We start from the raw sequence: 17,574 nt of genomic DNA on the forward strand, positions 1-17,574 counted from the left end.
ACGCCCACAAGTCCGGCACCGTGACCGGACTCAACGCCGAGGTCGGCGCGTCCGTCACCTCCGGCGCCGGCATCTGCGACATCAAGGCCTGACGGGAAACCGGGAGACGCCGACCGGCGCGCGAATTTCCGGTCGGCCGGTTGACGAATATGACACTGCCCTGACATTCGGGCTGTTGAAAACCGATCCGGGCGACCCGGATACTTGTCGTAAATTCTTTCGGGAGTCTAGCGGGTGCGAAAGGAAGAGGGGAAAATGCACAGCACGTTGATCGTCGCGCGAATGGACCCGGCAGCGAATGTGGACGTCGCCAAGCTTTTCGGCGAATTCGACGACACGGAAATGCCGCATCGCATGGGGACGCGCCGTCGGCAGCTGTTCCACTATCGAGGACTGTACTTCCACCTCCAGGACTTCGACGCGGACAACGGCGGCGAACGGATCGAGGAGGCCAAGACCGACTCGCGGTTCGTGGCGATCAGCGAGGACCTGAAGCCGTTCATCACCGCCTACGACCCCGCGACCTGGCGCTCGCCCGCCGACGCGATGGCCACCCGCTTCTACCACTGGGAGGCGTCCGCGTGACCGGGCGACGAGTTGTCATCACCGGCATCGAGGTCCTGGCCCCCGGCGGCGTGGGCCGGGAGAACTTCTGGAACCTGCTGAGCGAGGGCCGCACGGCCACCCGCGGCATCACGTTCTTCGACCCCGCGCCGTACCGCTCGAAGGTCGCCGCCGAGATGGACTTCGACCCCGAGGCCCACGGTCTGACCCCGCACGAGATCCGCCGCATGGACCGCGCCGCCCAGTTCGCGGTGGTCGCCGCGCGCGGCGCCGTGGCCGACAGCGGGATCGAGCTGCAGGCGTACGACCCGTACCGCGTCGGGGTGACCATCGGCAGCGCCGTCGGCGCCACGATGGGCCTGGACGAGGAGTACAAGGTCGTCAGCGACGGCGGCCGGCTCCACCTCGTCGACCACGAGTACGCGGTGCCGCACCTCTACAACTACCTGGTGCCCAGCTCCTTCGCGGCCGAGGTCGCCTGGGACGCCGGCGCGCAGGGCCCCAGCACGGTGGTCTCCACCGGCTGCACCTCGGGCATCGACTCCGTCGGGCACGCCGTGGAGCTCATCCGCGAGGGCACCACCGACGTCATGATCGCGGGCTCGTCCGACGCGCCGATCTCGCCGATCACCATGGCCTGCTTCGACGCGATCAAGGCGACGACGCCCCGGTACGACGCCCCCGAGACCGCCTCCCGGCCCTTCGACGGGACGCGCAACGGCTTCGTGCTCGGCGAGGGCGCGGCCGTCTTCGTCCTGGAGGAGCTGGAGCACGCCAGGAAGCGCGGCGCGCACATCTACGCGGAGATCGCCGGCTACGCCACGCGCTCCAACGCGTACCACATGACCGGACTGCGGCCGGACGGCGCCGAGATGGCCGAGGCCATCGACACGGCCCTGACCGAGGCCCGGATGAACCCGACCGCGATCGACTACATCAACGCGCACGGTTCGGGCACCAAGCAGAACGACCGGCACGAGACCGCCGCCTTCAAGCGCAGCCTCGGGGAGCACGCGTACCGGACCCCGGTCAGCTCCATCAAGTCGATGGTCGGGCACTCGCTCGGCGCGATCGGCTCCATCGAGATCGCCGCGTCCGCGCTGGCCATGGAGCACAACGTGGTGCCCCCGACGGCCAACCTGCACACCCCCGACCCCGAGTGCGACCTCGACTACGTGCCGCTGGTCGCGCGGGAGCAGCTGACCGACGCCGTGCTCACCGTGGGCAGCGGCTTCGGCGGATTCCAGAGCGCCATGGTTCTGGCGCGACCCGAGAGGAGTGTGGCATGACCACCTCGGTGGTAGTGACGGGCCTGGGCATCGCCGCTCCCAACGGGCTCGGGACGCGGGAGTACTGGGAGGCGACCCGCAACGGCAAGAACGGCATCGGCAGGGTCACCCGCTTCGATCCGTCCTCCTACCCGTCCACGCTGGCCGGAGAGGTCCCGGGCTTCGTCGCCGAGGACCACCTGCCGAGCCGTCTGCTTCCGCAGACCGACCGGATGACCCGGATGGCGCTGGTCGCCACCGACTGGGCGCTCCAGGACGCGGGCATCGACCCCGCCGCCCTGCCCGCCTACGACATGGGCGTGGTCACGGCCAGCTCCTCCGGCGGCTTCGAGTTCGGCCAGAACGAGCTGCAGAAGCTGTGGGGCCAGGGCAGCCAGTACGTCTCCGCGTACCAGTCGTTCGCCTGGTTCTACGCCGTCAACAGCGGCCAGATCTCCATCCGCAACGGGATGAAGGGGCCCAGCGGGGTCATCGTCAGCGACGAGGCCGGCGGCCTCGACGCGGTGGCCCACGGCCGCAGGCTCATCCGCAAGGGCACCCCGGTGGTCGTCTCCGGCTCGATCGACGCCTCGATCTGCCCGTGGGGCTGGGTGGCGCAGCAGGCCGCCGGCCGGCTGACCCACAGCACCGAGCCGACCCGGGCGTACCTGCCCTTCGACGCCGAGGCGTCCGGTTACGTGCCGGGCGAGGGCGGCGCCATCCTGATCATGGAGTCGGCCGAGTCCGCCCGCGAGCGCGGAGCGCGCGTCTACGGCGAGATCTCCGGCTACGGTTCCACCTTCGACCCGAAGCCGGGCAGCGGCCGTGAGCCCGGTCTGCGCAAGGCCATCGAACTGGCCCTGGCCGACGCGGACCTGACCCCCGGCGACATCGACGTCGTCTTCGCCGACGCGGCCGGCGTGCCGGAGCTCGACCGGATCGAGGCGGAGGCGCTCACCGCCGTCTTCGGTGCCGGGGGCGTCCCGGTCACCGCGCCCAAGACGATGACGGGCCGCCTCTACTCGGGCGCGGGCCCGCTCGACATCGCGTCCGCCCTGCTCGCCTTCGAGGAGGGGTTGATCCCTCCGACCGTCCACGTCACCGCGGACGAGAGCTACGGCCTCGACCTGGTCGTCGACCAGCCGCGGCAGGCCCCGCTGCGCGCCGCGCTGGTCCTGGCCCGCGGGTACGGCGGCTTCAACTCGGCCGTCGTCGTCCGCGCCGCCGGCTGACACCGGCGCCCGTCACACCCCGGTCGCCCGGCGACCGGTTCGACCGATCTCCCCATCCGGAAGGAACCCACGTGTCCACTGCGCCTTTCACCCTGGACGACCTGCGCCGCGTTCTCCTCGAGGCCGCCGGTGCCGACGAGGGCGTCGACCTCGACGGCGACATCCTCGACGTCCACTTCGAGAGCCTCGGCTACGAGTCGCTGGCGCTCCTGGAGACCGGCAGCCGCATCGAGCGCGAGTACGGCGTCGCCCTCGACGAGGACCTGCTGGCCGACGCCCAGACCCCGCGCGCGCTCATCGCCGCCGTCAACGAGGCGCTCGGCACGGTCCAGCAGGCCGCCTGAGCCTCCGCGCACCCCTGCGGGCCGGGCGATCGGTTGAGCCCGGCCCGCCCGCCGTCCACGGTCGCCGCCGTCACCGCCGTCGACCGTCACCGCTGTCCACCGTGACCGCTGTCCACCGTCACCGCCGGATCCCCGAAGAGGAAACATGTCCACGAAGCACAACCGGGTCGCCCTGATCACGGGCGCCACCAGCGGCATCGGACTGGCCGCCGCCCGAGCCCTGGCCGCCGACGGCCACCGCGTCTTCATCGGCGCCCGCAACGCCGACACCGTGGCGGCCACGGTGAAGGAGCTCCAGGCCGCCGGGTTCGAGGCCGACGGCAGCGTCCTCGACGTGCGGGACTCCGCCTCCGCCGCCGCCTTCGTCCAGGCCGCCGTCGACCGCTTCGGCAGCGTGGACGTGCTCGTCAACAACGCCGGGCGGTCCGGCGGCGGCGTCACGGCCGACATCGCGGACGAGCTGTGGGCCGACGTCATCGACACCAACCTCAACAGCGTCTTCCGGCTGACGAAGGAGGTCCTCAACACCGGCGGCATGCGCCACAAGAACCGCGGCCGCATCATCAACATCGCCTCCACCGCCGGCAAGCAGGGCGTCGTCCTGGGCGCCCCGTACTCCGCCTCGAAGCACGGCGTCGTCGGCTTCACCAAGGCGCTCGGCAACGAGCTGGCCCCCACCGGCATCACCGTGAACGCGGTCTGCCCCGGCTACGTCGAGACCCCGATGGCCGAGCGCGTCCGGCAGGGCTACGCCGCCGCGTACGACACCACCGAGGACGCGATCCTGGAGAAGTTCCAGTCCAAGATCCCGCTCGGCCGCTACTCCACCCCGGAGGAGGTCGCCGGCATGGTCGCCTACCTCGCCTCGGACACCGCCGCCTCCGTCACCGCGCAGGCCATCAACGTCTGCGGCGGCCTCGGCAACTTCTGACCGGCCCCGCCCGCACCGAACCCCTGGAGAACGAAGCCGTCATGACGACCCGTGAGGTTGAGCACGACATCACCATCGCCGCGCCCGCGCCGGCGGTCTACCGGCTGCTCGCGGAGGTGGAGAACTGGCCCCTCATCTTCCCGCCGACGATCCACGTCGACCGCGTCGAGGAGAGCCCCACCCAGGAGCGGATCCGCATCTGGGCCACGGCCAACGGCGAGGCCAAGAACTGGACCTCCCGCCGGGAGCTCTTCCCGGAGGAGCTGCGCATCACCTTCCGCCAGGAGGTCAGCCCGGCGCCGGTCGCCTCGATGGGCGGCACCTGGATCATCGAGGCGCTCGGCGAGGACGAGTGCCGGGTGCGGCTGCTGCACGACTACCGCGCCATCGACGACGACCCGCACGACCTGCTCTGGATCGACGAGGCGGTCGACCGCAACAGCCGCTCGGAGCTCGCGGCCCTCAAGAAGAACGTCGAACTCGTCCACGGCGCACGGGAGCTGACCTTCTCCTTCGAGGACTCGGTCCGCATCGACGGCGAGGCCAAGGACGTCTTCGCCTTCATCGACGAGGCCGACCGGTGGCCGGAGCGCCTGCCGCACGTGGCGACCGTCCGCTTCTCGGAGGACACCCCCGGCCTGCAGAGCCTGGAGATGGACACCCGTGCCAAGGACGGCTCGGTGCACACCACCAAGTCGTACCGGGTCACCTTCCCCCACGCGAAGATCGCCTACAAGCAGGTCACGCTGCCCGCGCTGATGACCCTGCACACCGGCCGCTGGACCTTCGTGGACGACGGCGCCTCCGTCGTCGCGACCTCCCAGCACACCGTCACCCTCAACGCCGACAACATCGCCGCCGTCCTCGGCGCCGAGGCCACCGTCGACGACGCCCGGTCGTACGTCCACACCGCGTTGTCCACCAACAGCCTGGCCACCCTCAACCACGCCAAGGCGTTCGCAGAGAGCAAGCGCCGGCCGTGACCACCGACCGCCGGGACACGGACGTCGTGGTGGTCGGGGCGGGGCCCGCCGGACTGATGCTCGCCTGCGAGCTCAGGCTCGGCGGCGCCCGGGTGCTCGTGCTCGACGAGCGGACGGGGCCGACCACCGAGTCCCGTGCCTCGACGCTGCACGCCCGCACCATGGAGATCCTCGACTCCCGGGGACTCCTCGAAGCCCTCGGCACCCCGCCCCGCGACGCCCGCGGCCACTTCGGCGGCGTACCGCTCGACCTGACCCTGCCCGGTCCCCACGCCGGGCAGTGGAAGGTCGACCAGACGCGCACCGAGGAACTGCTCGGCGACCGGGCCGTCGAGCTCGGCGCCGACGTGCGGCGCCGGCACCGGGTGCACGAGGTGACGGTCCGGCCGGACGGCGTGGAGGCGGCGGCCGAGGGTCCGGGCGGATCCCTGCGGGTGCGCGCCCGCTACCTGGTGGCGTGCGACGGCGAGGACAGCACGGTGCGGCGGCTGACCGGGGCCGAGTTCCCCGGCCGGGAACCGCGCCGCGAGCTGCTGCGGGCCGATGTGCGCGGCCTCGACATCCCCGACCGGCGCTTCCAGCGCCTGGAGCGGGGCCTCGCCATCGCCGCCACCCGGGGCGGCGTCACCCGCGTCATGGTCCACGAGTTCGGGCGGCCCGTCCGACCCGGGGGAGGACAGCCGGAGTTCGCCGACGTCGTCGCCGCGTGGCGGCGCGTCACCGGCGAGGACATCGGCCACGGTACGCCGACCTGGGTCAACGCCTTCCACGACGCCAACCGGCAGCTCGCCCGCTACCGGCACGGGCGGGTGCTGTACGCGGGAGACGCCGCGCACCAGCAGATGCCCAGCGGGGGCCAGGCCCTCAACCTCGGCGTGCAGGACGCCTTCAACCTCGGCTGGAAGCTCGCCGCCGTGGTCCGCGGCAGCGCCGGCGAGACCCTGCTCGACACCTACCACGACGAACGGCACGCCGTCGGCGCCCGCACCCTCGCCAACATCCGGGCCCAGGGCGACCTGCTGCTCGGCGGACCGGAGGTCGAGCCCGTCCGCGCGCTGCTCACCGAACTCGTCGCCCTGGACGGCGTACGGGAGCACCTGGCCGGGATGATCAGCGGCGTCGGCATCCGCTACGACGCCGCGCCCGAGGCGTCCCCGCTGGTCGGACTGCGGCTGCCCGACACCGTGCTGACCGCGCCCGACGGAGCCGTACGCACCACCGAACTGCTGCGCGGGGGCCGCGGGCTCCTGCTGCTCCCCGCCACGGCCGGCGCCCGGACGCTCGCCGAGGCGGCCCTGCCGTGGGGCGAGGAGGTCGACGTCGTCGACGCCCGGCCCGCGCCCGGATCCGGACTCCCCGGGGACCAGGCGGTCCTCGTGCGCCCGGACGGCCACACCGCCTGGACCGGCGACGACGTCGGCGGTCTGCGCGAGGCGCTCGACCGCTGGTTCGGGAGCCCGCCCACCGCCTGAGAGTCCGAGCCGAACGACCAGCCACCCGACGCGTGCCCCGCACGCCAGGAAAGGAAATTCATGGACAGGAAAACGGACGCGGACGTCATCGTCGTCGGTGGCGGTCCCACCGGCCTGATGCTGGCGGGCGAGCTGCGGCTCGGCGGGGCGAGCGTCGTCGTCGTCGAGGCCCTGGAGCAGCCCACCGGCCAGTCCCGCGGCCTGGGCTTCACCGCCCGAGCCCTGGAGTCCTTCGACCAGCGCGGCCTCGTCGAGCGCTTCGGCGGCCTGGAGACCAGCCCGATGGGGCACTTCGGCGGCGTGGTGTTCGACTACACGGTCCGTGAGGACGCCCACTTCGGCGCCCGCGGCATCCCGCAGTCCCAGACCGAGGCGGTCCTGGAGGAGTGGGCCGCCGAACGCGGCGCCGACATCCGCCGCGGCCTGCGGTTCCTCGCCCTGGAGCAGGACGAGGACGGCGTCACCGTCACCGTGGCCGGCACCGACGGCGAGGAGCGGCGGCTGCGCGGCCGGTACCTGGTCGGCGCCGACGGCGGGCACAGCGCGGTCCGCAAGGCCGGCGGATTCGACTTCCCCGGCACCTCCGCCACCCGGGGCATGTACCTCGCCGACGTCGTCGGCTGCGCCGTGCCGCCCCGCCCCCTGGGCGAGCGGCTCCCCGGCGGCATGGTGATGGCCGCGCCGCTCGCCGAGGGCGTGGACCGCATCATCGTCTGCGAGCACGGCACGCCGCCCGCCGACCGCAGCGAGACCCCCGAGTTCGCCGAGGTCGCGGAGGCCTGGAAGCGGCTCACCGGCGAGGACATCTCCGGTGGCGGCGCCGCCTGGGTCAGCTCCTTCACCGACGCCACCCGCCAGGTCACCGAGTACCGCCGGGGCCGCGTGCTGCTCGTGGGCGACGCCGCGCACATCCACCTGCCGGCCGGCGGCCAGGGCCTGAGCACCGGCGTCCAGGACGCCGTCAACCTCGGCTGGAAGCTGGCCGCCACCGTCCGAGGCCGGGCGCCCGAGGGCCTCCTCGACACCTACCACGGCGAGCGCCACCCGGTGGGCGAGCGCCTCCTGTCGAACACCCGCGCCCAGGGGCAGGTCTTCCTCGGCGGTCCGGAGTCCCAGCCGCTGCGGGACCTGTTCGCCGAGCTCATCGAGCACGACGAGGTCAAGCGGCACCTGGCCGGAGCGGTCAGCCACCTCGACGTCCACTACGACCTGGGCCCGGCCGGCCACCCGCTCGCCGGCCACCGGCTGCCGCCGCGCGCCCTCGACACCGCGCAGGGAGAGGTGCGGACGCCCGAACTGTTCCACCCGGCCCTGGGCGTGCTGCTCGACCTGTCCGGCAGCGGCACCCTGCGGGACCTCGGGGCCGGCTGGAAGGACCGGGTCGTCACGGTCGAGGGCACGCCCCAGGACCCGTCTGCCTTCGGCGGCGCCACCGCGATCCTGGTCCGCCCCGACGGGTACGTCGCCTGGGCGGGCACCGACGGGACCGGTCTCGACGCCGCCCTGCGCCGCTGGTTCGGCGCCCCCGCCACCGAGGACGGCGCCGACGTCACGGGCCTCAAGGAGGCCATGGACCAGTGGCTCGGCACCCCGGACCACGGATGAGCACCCTCCGCGCGACCGGCGTACGGCCGGAACCCACGGCGCGCCCGATGTCCCCGGGAGTGCGCCCGATCGTCCTCCAGGCGGGCGGCAGGACCCTGTCGGCGCTCGTCGCCCGGCCGGACGGGCCGCCGAGGGCCACGGTCCTCGCCGTGCACGGCGGCGGGATGAGCGCCGGCTACTTCGACGGGCAGGCGCACCCCGACGTGTCGCTGCTCGCGCTGGGCGCGCGGCTCGGCTACACGGTCGTCGCCGTCGACCGGCCGGGCTACGGGCTGTCCGCGGCGGAGCTGCCGAGCGGCCAGGACCTGGCCGCGCAGGCGGCGACGCTGCGGGCCGCTCTGGCCCACCTCGGGCGGCGCGGCGGTCTCGGCGCCGGACTGTTCCTGCTCGCCCACTCCTTCGGGGGCAAGCTGGCGCTGACCTACGCCGCGTCCGACGCCGACGCGCCGGGCGAGGCCGCCCCCGAACTGCTCGGACTGGACATCTCCGGTCTCGGCCGCGACTACGCGACCGAGCCGGAGGCGCTCGCCGACCCGCTGGCGCAGCGGAACTCGAAGCGGCACTGGGGTCCGCTGCGCTGCTATCCGCCGGACACCTTCCGGCAGGCGAGGGGCCTCGTGGCGCCCATGCCCGAGCGGGAGCGGGCGGAGGCCGCCCAGTGGCCGCGGCGGTTCGCGGCGGCCGCCGGGCGGGTCCGGGTCCCGGTGCGGCTGACCTTCGCCGAGCACGAGTTCTGGTGGCACCACGACGAGGAGGCCCGCGCCGACCTCACCGCGCAGTTCACGCGGGCGCCGCTCGTCCGGGTCGACGGCCAGCCCGACGCCGGCCACAACATCAGCCTGGGCTGGGCCGCCCGCGCGTACCACCTCCGGGCGTTCGGGTTCTTCGAGGACTGCCTGGCCCGCCGGGCCGCGGGTCCCGCCGCGGCCCCCGCTCCGGCCGTGGCCGCGGCCTGCTGAACGATGGGGAAGAAGTTTCCTGCTCCCTTCCGGTCCCTGGCCGTCCGCAACTTCCGGCTCTTCGTGGCGGGCCAGGTGGTCTCGGCCGCGGGCACCTGGATGATGGTGACGGCCCAGGACTGGCTGGTGCTGTCCCTGACCGGGGACTCGGGGACGGCGCTCGGCACCGTGACCGCCTTCCAGCTGACCCCGCTGCTCCTGTTCACGCTGTACGGCGGCCGGCTCGCCGACCGGTACGACAAGCGCCGGCTGCTCGGCGTCGCCAACGCGGCGGCCGGGCTGCTCGCCCTGGTCCTGTCGGTCCTGGTGATGTCGGGCGCCGTCCGGCTGTGGCACGTCTACGCGGCCGCGCTGTGCCTCGGGCTCGTCAACGCCGTCGAGGTGCCCGCCCGCATGGCGTTCGTCAGCGAGCTGGTCGGCCCCGATCTGCTGCCGAACGCCTCCTCCCTGAGCGCCGCCTACTTCAGCACCGCCCGCATGGTCGGGCCCGCCGCGGCGGGGCTGCTCATCGCCTGGATCGGCGTCGGCCCGGTCATGCTGGTGAACGCGCTGAGCTACCCGGCCACGGTGGCGGCCCTGTGCCTCATGCGGCACGGGGAGCTCGTCCGTTCCGCGCGGTCCGCACGGGCGGCGAAGGTCGTCGACGGGCTGCGCTACGTGCGGGGGAGACCCGATCTGCTGGTGCCGCTGGTGCTGGTCGGGACGGTCGGCCTCGCCGGCTTCAACTTCCAGCTCACGCTGCCGCTGCTCGCCAAGACCGTCTTCCACGCCGACGCCTCCGCGTTCGGGCTGCTCAGCGCCGCGTTCGCCGCCGGTTCGCTGTGCGGCGCGCTGCTCGCCACGACCCGCAGCGGCCGTCCGGCGGCCCTGCTCGTCACCGGCTCCGCGGTCGCCTTCGGCGCGCTGGAGACGGTCGCGGGGTTCGCCCCCGACTACGCGACCGCCGCCGTGCTCGTCGGCCTCACCGGGGCCGCCGGCATCTACTTCGTCCAGGCCGCCAACCACTACGTCCAGCTGGGCAGCGCGCCCGAGTACCGCGGCCGGACGATGGCGCTGTACACGCTGGTCCTCCAGGGCCTCACCCCGCTGGGCGCGCTGCTCGTCGGCTGGCTGTCCGCGCGGTACGGCGCCCGCTCGGGCCTGTACCTCGGGGGGCTCGTCTCCCTGGCGGCCGGCCTCGCCGTGCTGGCCCCGGCCCTCGTCCGCCGGCGCCGTGCCGGGACCGGGGCCGCTCCCGAGCCCGCCCCGGACCAGGCCGCCCCCGCTCCATCCGCGACAGGAAGGACACCATGACCACCGCCGAAGCACCCGCCCCGCACGGGCTCGAACGCCTCCGGGACGTGGAGGGGCTGCGCCGTCTGCCCCGGGAGGAACGCGTCGCCGCGATCTGCCACCTGCTGCGCCTCGAACTCCAGCGCCTGCTCGCGGTCCCCCCGGCGCACCGGCTCTCCGCCGAACTCCCGCTGGGCTCCCAGGGCCTCGACGCGATCAACGCGCTCAGCCTGGAGCGCGCGATCCGCACCGTCCTGCGCACGGAGCTGCCCGCGGAGGAGCTGCGGGCGAGCACGGTCGGCGAGGTGGCCGAGCGCCTCGCCGGGGCGACCGGACCCCACGACGAACAGCCGTCATCCATCCACCGCTAGCAGAAGGAGCACCGCAGATGTCGATCGCGGCTGCCGACGAACTCACCGTACGCCTCGACGAGTTGGCCGAACGAAAGACCGCCGCACGGGACGGCGGGGACCCCAGGGCCACCGAACGCCAGCACGCCAAGGGCAAGCTGACGGCCCATGAGCGCATCGCCCTCCTGCTCGACAAGGGCAGCTTCAGCGAGGTGGAGCCGCTGCGCCGGCACCGTGCCACCGGCTTCGGCCTGGAGGCGAAGAAGCCGTACGGCGACGGCGTCGTGACCGGCTGGGGCACGGTCGAGGGCCGCACGGTCTTCGTCTACGCCCATGACTTCCGGGTCTTCGGCGGCGCCCTGGGCGAGGCCCACGCCACGAAGATCCACAAGATCATGGACATGGCCATCGCGGCCGGCGCGCCGCTGGTCTCGCTGAACGACGGCGCCGGCGCCCGCATCCAGGAGGGCGTCTCCGCCCTCGCCGGCTACGGCGGCATCTTCCGGCGCAACACCAAGGCGTCGGGCGTGATCCCGCAGATCTCGGTGATGCTGGGCCCGTGCGCCGGCGGCGCGGCCTACAGCCCCGCGCTGACCGACTTCGTCTTCGCCGTGCGGGACATCTCGCAGATGTTCATCACCGGTCCGGACGTCGTCAAGGCGGTCACCGGCGAGGAGATCAGCCAGAACGGCCTCGGCGGCGCCGACGTCCACGCCGGGACCTCGGGCGTCGCGCACTTCGTGTACGACGACGAGGAGAGCTGCATCGCGGAGGTCCGCTACCTCCTGTCGATGCTCCCGCAGAACAACCGGGAGCTGCCGCCGGTCGCCCACACCGGCGACCCCGTGGACCGCCCCGGCGACAGCCTGCTCGACCTGGTGCCGGTCGACGGCAGCCGCTCGTACGACATCCGCGCGGTCATCGAGGAGGTCGTGGACGACGGCGAGTTCATGGAGGTGCACGCCACCTGGGCGCAGAACATCGTGGTCGGTCTGGCCCGCGTCGACGGGCACACCGTCGGCGTCGTCGCCAACCAGCCGGCCGCCATGGCGGGCGTCCTCGACATCAAGGCCTCCGAGAAGGGCGCGCGCTTCGTCCAGTTCTGCGACGCCTTCAACATCCCGCTGGTCACCCTGGTGGACGTGCCCGGCTTCCTGCCCGGCGTCGACCAGGAGCACGAGGGCATCATCCGCAGGGGCGCCAAGCTGCTCTACGCCTACTGCAACGCGACGGTGCCCCGGGTCTCCGTGGTGCTGCGCAAGGCGTACGGCGGCGCCTACATCGTGATGGACTCGCGCTCCATCGGCGCGGACGTCGCGCTGGCCTGGCCGACGAACGAGATCGCCGTCATGGGCGCGGAGGGCGCGGCCAACGTGGTGTTCCGCCGCGAGATCGCGGCCGCCGACGACCCCGACGCCATGCGGCAGGAGAAGATCGACCAGTACCGCCGCGAGCTGGTCCACCCGTACTACGCCGCCGAGCGCGGCCTGGTCGACGACGTCATCGACCCCCGGCAGACCCGCGAGGTCCTCGCCCGCTCCCTCGCCATGCTCCTCCACAAGCACACCGACCTGCCGAGCCGCAAGCACGGCAACCCGCCCCAGTGAGCCCAGGAGACACGATGACCGCGGAACACCCCACCACCGGCGCGCCGCTGTTCCGGCTCGAGGCCGGCTCCGCGACGCCCGAGGAGCTCGCCGCCCTGACGGCCGTCCTGCTGTCCCGGTCGCTCCTCGCCGGCGCCGCCCCCGACGACGTGGCGCGCCGGGCCCAGACGGTCGCCCGGTGGCGGCGGCCGGAGCGGGTGACGGGCTTCGAGGGGCCGCGCAGCTGGCGCGGCGCCGCCTGACCGCAGACCGCCGGACACACCGAAGGGCCGCGGAGTCGGTTTCGACTCCGCGGCCCTTCGGTGTGTCCGGCGGGTCATTCCCCGAGGGGCGCCGCCGACCGGTCCCGCAGCACCGTGCGGAAGCCGGGTTCGATACCGCCGATGCCGCGCACGGCGCTCCCGGCGTCCGCGGCGTACAGGTACGCGGCCGGCACCGCCCGCATGGCGACCTGCCAGTTCCCCGAGCCCTGCAGCGCCACCGCGCCGACGTGCCCCTCGCACAGGGGCAGGTTGCCCACGAGCCAGCCGCGCGGCCGGCCGGACGGCTCGCCGTCGCCGAGGTAGTCCAGGCTCGGTGCCCGGTTGAGGCCGGTGCCCAGGCCCTTCAGATAGGCCTCCTTGCGGGTCCACAGCCGGCCGAACACCGCCGCCCGCGCGTGCGCGGGCACGGCCAGGAGCTCCTCGCGCTCGTCCGGATGGAGCGCCGGAAGGCAGGCCTCCACCGTCGAGTCCGAGGGGATCCGCTGGACGTCGGCGCCCACCCGGGCGTGGGCGACGGCGGCCAGCGCCAGGCCGTGGCTGTGCGACAGGGAGAACTGGGGGGCGCCGGGCACGCGCAGCACCCGGGGCCGCCCGTGCCGGCCGCCGTCGCCCTTGTGCAGTTCACCGCCGATGACGAGGCGGGCGGGCGCGATGCCGGTGTAGAGGGCGAGGACCCGGCGCAGCCCGACGTGCGCCGCGAGGTACATGCGGCGGTCGGCGGGCTGGAGGAAGGACTCGGCCCGGCGCCGCTCGACGGCGTCGAGCTCATGGCCGGGCACGTCCCGGGGCGATTCGGGAGGCGGCAGCAGCCAGACGTCCAGCACCTCCCTCCCGAAACCGAACGGAGAAAGCGGGCGCTGAAAGTCCAACTGCGGTCAGCTCCTTGTCCTGTTCCGCGGTGGGCGCGCGCGGCGCCCCCGCTTCGGATACGCGAAGGCCGCCGGCAGGGTGGGGGAAACCCTGGCGGCGGCCGGCCGGTGGGGGCGAGGTCACTCGCCCGCGGAGCGCGTGTGCACCACCCGGTAGGTGTTGTCGTCGTACCAGGTCCGCAGGGCCTGGACGCGGGCGTCCACCTTCAGGCGGTCCGGCACGCGGTCCGGCTGCGCCTCGGTGCGGAAGGCGTCGTACGCCTCCTTGCTGTCCCACTGGGAGTAGACGACGACGAACTTGCCCTCGATGCCGCGGGCCTTCAGGCCGCGCAGCACGGTGTGGGTCCGGTAGCCGGGAACGTCGAGGAGGTACTCCTGCGAGGCGCCCAGGGCGTCGACCAGGTCCTCCTGGTCGGCCTCCGCCACGCCGAACAGCTCGATCGCCGTGTAGTCGTCGCGGGTCGGGGAGACCTCGGTCACGCCGTTCAGCGCGGGCTTCTGCTGGGTGAACGCGATCTCGTTCTGCAGCAGCCGGATCGAGGTGGTGATCTCACCGAAGAGCGGCAGCGTGCGGTGCTTGAACTCGTCGCCCGCGTAGCGGGCGTCCAGGTCCTCGGTGCTGCGCCACTGGATGAAGTTGGCCGTGCCGAACTTGTCGTGCCCGGCGTGGACCGTGCTGGAGATCCAGCCCTCGTACGCCGCGGCGTCGACGATCTGCCGCATCGCGGCGAGCAGCTTCTCCTGCTTCTCCGCGGTGTCGGTCGTGAACAGGTTGAGGACCGTCAGATGCTGGCCGTCGGCCGCGATCTTCGGCATTCTCTCGTCTCCTTCATCGGCGGAAGTTCGATACGGCAGAAGCATTGCAAGGCCGGAACACGAATTGAAGGCCTTCGAGTTCAAGCTTTCCGGCTGATTCGCCAAGAACCAGGGAGAGGTGTCACAGTTCTTCGCGGTCTTGGTCAGGAAGATGAAAAGAGCCCTTGGCGGCCCGGGAAATCCTGCGCATCCTCGAACAATGGATTCAGGACAGGAAGTATTTGAGATCAGCGGCCTCCTGAGCCGGTATCTCGTTTCTCTCGACGACGAGGAGATCGACGACGCCTGGGCGCGCAGGCTCTTCACCGAGGACGCGCACATCGACTTCCCGATGAGCCGGCACGACGGAATCGACGGCCTCGCCGCCTTCCACCTCCACGCCCGCGCGGCCTTCGCCGGGACCCAGCACCTCGGCTCGTCGGTCGTGACCGAGGTCGAGGACGACGGCGACCACGCCGTGCTGCGCGCCAACGTGCTCGCCACCCATGTGCACCACCCCGGCGCGGCGGCCGATCCGCTGTTCCAGGCCGGCACCCTGGCGACCGCACGCGCGCGCCGCACCGCCGAGGGCTGGCGGCTCGCCTCCCTGTCCCTGCGCGTGCTGTGGACCCGGGGCACCCCGCCCGGCCCCCAGGAGCCCCGATGACGCTGCTCGCCGCGGTGAACCCGCGGGAGATGCAGATCGCGGTGATGCTGGCCGACATCGCCGTCGTCCTGGTCGCCGGAGCCCTGCTCGGCCGGCTCGCGCGACGGCTGCGCCAGCCCGCCGTCGTGGGCGAGATCACCGCCGGCATCCTGCTCGGCCCCAGCGTCCTGGGCCTGCTGCCCGGCGGCCTCACGGAGCGGATCTTCCCGCTCGACGTGCGGCCGCTGCTCTCGGCCGTCTCCCAGGTGGGCCTGATCCTCTTCATGTTCGTCGTGGGGTGGGAGTTCGAGCGGCGCCTGATCAGACCGCACGCGAAGCTCGCCGCCGGCGTCTCGGTGTCCTCGATCGCGATGGCCTTCGGCCTCGGCTACGCCCTGGCCTTCCCGCTCTACCCGGAGCACGCGACGGTCGGCGGGCACGAGATCCCGTTCACCGCCTTCGCCACCTTCCTCGGCGCCGCCATGTCGGTCACCGCCTTCCCGGTGCTCGCCCGGATCCTGACCGAGAACAACCTCGTCAACACCCGCGTCGGAGCGCTCTCCCTCGCCAGCGCCGCCATCGACGACGTCCTCGCCTGGTGTCTGCTCGCCTACGTCTCGGCACTGGTCGCCGCGGACGGCAACTACGCCGAACTCGCCCGGATCGGCGCGCTCAGCGTGGTCTACGTGGCGCTGATGCTGCTGGTCGTCCGACCACTGGCCGCCCGCCTGACCTGGCGGCTCGCCGCCACCGAGCGCTGGTCCCTGCTGCTCTCGCTGCTCTGCGCGGGCGCCCTGCTCTCGGCCTGGGTGACCACCTGGATCGGCATCCACGCCATCTTCGGAGCCTTCCTGTTCGGCTTCGTCATGCCCCGCGAGCCGGCCCGGCTGCTGATCGAGCACGTCCGCAAGCCGATCGACAACGTGAGCACGGTGCTGCTCCCGGTCTTCTTCATCGTCACCGGTCTCGGCGTCGACCTCGGCGCGCTGACCGGCGGCGACGTCCTGGCGCTCGTCGCGATCATCACCGTCGCCTGCGTCGGGAAGCTCGTCGGCGCCCTGGTGCCCGCACGGCTCGCGGGCATGTCCTGGCGGGACACCAAGGACCTCGGGCTGCTGATGAACACCCGCGGCCTCACCGAGCTGATCATCCTCAACGCCGCCGTCAGCCTGGGCGTCCTCGACGGCCGCATGTTCACCATGCTGGTGATCATGGCCCTCGTCACGACCGCCATGGCCGGCCCGCTGCTCAGCCGCCGGACGGCCCAGGAGCCGGACCGGGACGAGCCCGCGCCGGAGCAGGACGACACCGCGCCGGAGCAGGACGACACCGCGCCGAAAACCGCCGAACCCGCCGGCCTCGGCCGGCTCCGAACCTGATGAGAGGGAAGCCATGACCAGCGTTACGCCTGCCGCGCTCCGGCCGGCCGCTCCGATCGAGGGCCGTCAACTGCGCACCGTCTGCGGGAACTTCGCCACCGGTGTCACCGTGATCACCTCCGGCCTCGGCGACGAGGGCGCCGGGGCCACGGTGAACTCCTTCACGTCGGTGTCGCTCGATCCGCCGCTGGTGCTCATCTGCCTGCACGAGAACTCCCGGCTGCTGCCGGTGATCCGGAGTTCCGGCGGCTTCGTCGTGAACCTCCTGACGCTCCGGCAGGCACCGGTGGCCTGGGCGTTCGCCGGCCGGGCCACCGCCCGGCTCGACGAGACGCCGCACCACAGGACCGGCAACGGACTCCCCGTCCTGGACGAGGCCCTGGGGCACCTGGAGTGCCGGGTGGCCGCCGAGTACGACGGCGGCGACCACACCATCCTCCTCGGCGAGGTCGTCGGGCTCGCCGCCCCGGCCGAGGAGGAGGAGCCGCTGGTCTTCTTCCAGGGCTCCATGCGCGAGCTCGGGGAGCCGGTGGCCTCCGGCCGGCGCTGACCGGCGCGCGGCAGGCGCTCAGCCGAGGGTGACCGGGTGCTCCGCCCCGTCGAACGCCTGCCGCGCCCGCTCCACGGCGGGCAGGTGCTCGGTCGACCAGTCGGCGAGCGCGGCGAACAGCGGCGCCAGGCTCCGGCCCAGGTCGCTGATCTCGTACTCCACGCGCGGCGGCACCTCCGGGTAGTAGGTGCGCAGGACCAGGCCGTCCCGCTCCATCTGCCGCAGCCGCTGGGTCAGCACCTTCGGCGTGATGGTGCCGATGTTCCGGTGCAGCTCCACGAAGCGCTGGACGCCGTAGGCGTGGAGCGTCCACAGGATCGGAGTGGTCCAGCGGCTGAAGACGATGTCCAGGACCGGAGCGATCGGGCACGCCTGCTCCGCTCCGGGGGTGTCGGCGGGGCTCCTCAGCACGGCGGTCACCTTTCGGGAAGTCACTTTCCTCTAGGTACTCACTATATCGACGGTGGTAGCTTCCGGAAACCGCG

Annotated in this window: 19 protein-coding genes; 16 read left to right on the top strand and 3 right to left on the bottom strand. The window is 72.9% G+C overall.

Annotation, left to right across the window (positions count from 1 at the left end; genetic code table 11):
- The first annotated feature begins 255 nt into the window (after positions 1 to 255).
- The 13 genes from AB0E19_RS32090 (at position 256) to AB0E19_RS32150 (ending at position 12,829) form a co-directional block, all read left to right on the top strand.
- The gene (locus AB0E19_RS32090; protein WP_189955277.1) at positions 256 to 585 is read left to right on the top strand and encodes a TcmI family type II polyketide cyclase; all 330 of its coding nucleotides are present in this window, start codon (positions 256 to 258) and stop codon (positions 583 to 585) included.
- A complete protein-coding gene (locus AB0E19_RS32095) occupies positions 582 to 1,853 on the top strand; it encodes a beta-ketoacyl-[acyl-carrier-protein] synthase family protein (protein ID WP_362186339.1) in 1,272 nt (423 codons plus the stop codon). The genes AB0E19_RS32090 and AB0E19_RS32095 overlap by 4 nt, the downstream gene beginning before the upstream one ends.
- Complete coding sequence (locus tag AB0E19_RS32100) at positions 1,850 to 3,064, top strand: ketosynthase chain-length factor (RefSeq protein ID WP_362186342.1); 1,215 nt, start codon at positions 1,850 to 1,852, stop codon at positions 3,062 to 3,064. Before AB0E19_RS32095 ends, AB0E19_RS32100 begins: the two co-directional genes overlap by 4 nt.
- Positions 3,065 to 3,135: 71 nt before the next feature.
- Positions 3,136 to 3,408 carry an acyl carrier protein gene (locus AB0E19_RS32105; protein ID WP_362186345.1) on the top strand — a complete coding sequence of 91 codons (273 nt, stop codon included), beginning with the start codon at positions 3,136 to 3,138 and terminating at the stop codon, positions 3,406 to 3,408.
- Between the two features lie 145 nt (positions 3,409 to 3,553).
- Positions 3,554 to 4,339: a 3-oxoacyl-ACP reductase FabG gene (gene fabG / locus AB0E19_RS32110; protein ID WP_362186348.1), complete on the top strand. Its 786-nt coding sequence runs from the start codon at positions 3,554 to 3,556 to the stop codon at positions 4,337 to 4,339.
- Between the two features lie 41 nt (positions 4,340 to 4,380).
- Complete coding sequence (locus AB0E19_RS32115) at positions 4,381 to 5,322, top strand: aromatase/cyclase (RefSeq protein ID WP_362186351.1); 942 nt, start codon at positions 4,381 to 4,383, stop codon at positions 5,320 to 5,322.
- The gene (locus AB0E19_RS32120; RefSeq protein WP_362186354.1) at positions 5,319 to 6,794 is read left to right on the top strand and encodes an FAD-dependent monooxygenase; all 1,476 of its coding nucleotides are present in this window, start codon (positions 5,319 to 5,321) and stop codon (positions 6,792 to 6,794) included. The genes AB0E19_RS32115 and AB0E19_RS32120 overlap by 4 nt, the downstream gene beginning before the upstream one ends.
- A 60-nt stretch (positions 6,795 to 6,854) precedes the next feature.
- Positions 6,855 to 8,399 carry an FAD-dependent monooxygenase gene (locus AB0E19_RS32125; RefSeq protein ID WP_362186357.1) on the top strand — a complete coding sequence of 515 codons (1,545 nt, stop codon included), beginning with the start codon at positions 6,855 to 6,857 and terminating at the stop codon, positions 8,397 to 8,399.
- 47 nt (positions 8,400 to 8,446) lie between these two features.
- Positions 8,447 to 9,358 (top strand): alpha/beta fold hydrolase, encoded by a 912-nt coding sequence (locus tag AB0E19_RS32130; protein WP_362186461.1) that lies wholly within the window; start codon positions 8,447 to 8,449, stop codon positions 9,356 to 9,358.
- 3 nt (positions 9,359 to 9,361) lie between these two features.
- A complete protein-coding gene (locus AB0E19_RS32135; RefSeq protein WP_362186360.1) occupies positions 9,362 to 10,651 on the top strand; it encodes an MFS transporter in 1,290 nt (429 codons plus the stop codon).
- The gene (locus AB0E19_RS32140) at positions 10,648 to 11,001 is read left to right on the top strand and encodes a phosphopantetheine-binding protein (protein WP_362186363.1); all 354 of its coding nucleotides are present in this window, start codon (positions 10,648 to 10,650) and stop codon (positions 10,999 to 11,001) included. The genes AB0E19_RS32135 and AB0E19_RS32140 overlap by 4 nt, the downstream gene beginning before the upstream one ends.
- A gap of 17 nt (positions 11,002 to 11,018) precedes the next feature.
- Positions 11,019 to 12,587, top strand: a complete 1,569-nt coding sequence (locus AB0E19_RS32145) for an acyl-CoA carboxylase subunit beta (RefSeq protein WP_360605095.1) — start codon at positions 11,019 to 11,021, stop codon at positions 12,585 to 12,587.
- Positions 12,588 to 12,601: 14 nt separating this feature from the next.
- Positions 12,602 to 12,829 (top strand): acyl-CoA carboxylase subunit epsilon, encoded by a 228-nt coding sequence (locus tag AB0E19_RS32150; protein ID WP_360605093.1) that lies wholly within the window; start codon positions 12,602 to 12,604, stop codon positions 12,827 to 12,829.
- A gap of 74 nt (positions 12,830 to 12,903) precedes the next feature.
- On the opposite strand, the gene AB0E19_RS32155 is transcribed toward AB0E19_RS32150, so the two are convergent.
- Entirely contained in the window at positions 12,904 to 13,674 is a 771-nt protein-coding gene (locus AB0E19_RS32155) for a 4'-phosphopantetheinyl transferase superfamily protein (RefSeq protein ID WP_362186368.1), read from the bottom strand.
- A gap of 165 nt (positions 13,675 to 13,839) precedes the next feature.
- Complete coding sequence (locus AB0E19_RS32160) at positions 13,840 to 14,535, bottom strand: antibiotic biosynthesis monooxygenase family protein (protein WP_362186371.1); 696 nt, start codon at positions 14,533 to 14,535, stop codon at positions 13,840 to 13,842.
- Between the two features lie 199 nt (positions 14,536 to 14,734).
- Between AB0E19_RS32160 and AB0E19_RS32165 the strand changes: the two genes are divergently transcribed.
- Genes AB0E19_RS32165 through AB0E19_RS32175 form a run of 3 tightly spaced genes read left to right on the top strand, consistent with a single transcriptional unit; the run spans position 14,735 to position 17,089 of the window.
- Positions 14,735 to 15,181 carry a nuclear transport factor 2 family protein gene (locus AB0E19_RS32165; protein ID WP_362186374.1) on the top strand — a complete coding sequence of 149 codons (447 nt, stop codon included), beginning with the start codon at positions 14,735 to 14,737 and terminating at the stop codon, positions 15,179 to 15,181.
- Complete coding sequence (locus tag AB0E19_RS32170; protein WP_362186377.1) at positions 15,178 to 16,539, top strand: cation:proton antiporter; 1,362 nt, start codon at positions 15,178 to 15,180, stop codon at positions 16,537 to 16,539. The genes AB0E19_RS32165 and AB0E19_RS32170 overlap by 4 nt, the downstream gene beginning before the upstream one ends.
- A gap of 13 nt (positions 16,540 to 16,552) precedes the next feature.
- Positions 16,553 to 17,089 (top strand): flavin reductase family protein, encoded by a 537-nt coding sequence (locus AB0E19_RS32175; protein WP_362186380.1) that lies wholly within the window; start codon positions 16,553 to 16,555, stop codon positions 17,087 to 17,089.
- 18 nt (positions 17,090 to 17,107) lie between these two features.
- Here the strand turns inward: AB0E19_RS32175 and AB0E19_RS32180 are convergent, their stop codons facing one another.
- On the bottom strand, positions 17,108 to 17,500 hold the full coding sequence (locus AB0E19_RS32180) for a helix-turn-helix domain-containing protein (RefSeq protein WP_362186383.1): 393 nt from the start codon (positions 17,498 to 17,500) through the stop codon (positions 17,108 to 17,110).
- Positions 17,501 to 17,574 lie beyond the last annotated feature (74 nt).

The organism is Streptomyces sp. NPDC047974 (assembly GCF_040653375.1).
GTDB lineage: Bacteria > Actinomycetota > Actinomycetes > Streptomycetales > Streptomycetaceae > Streptomyces.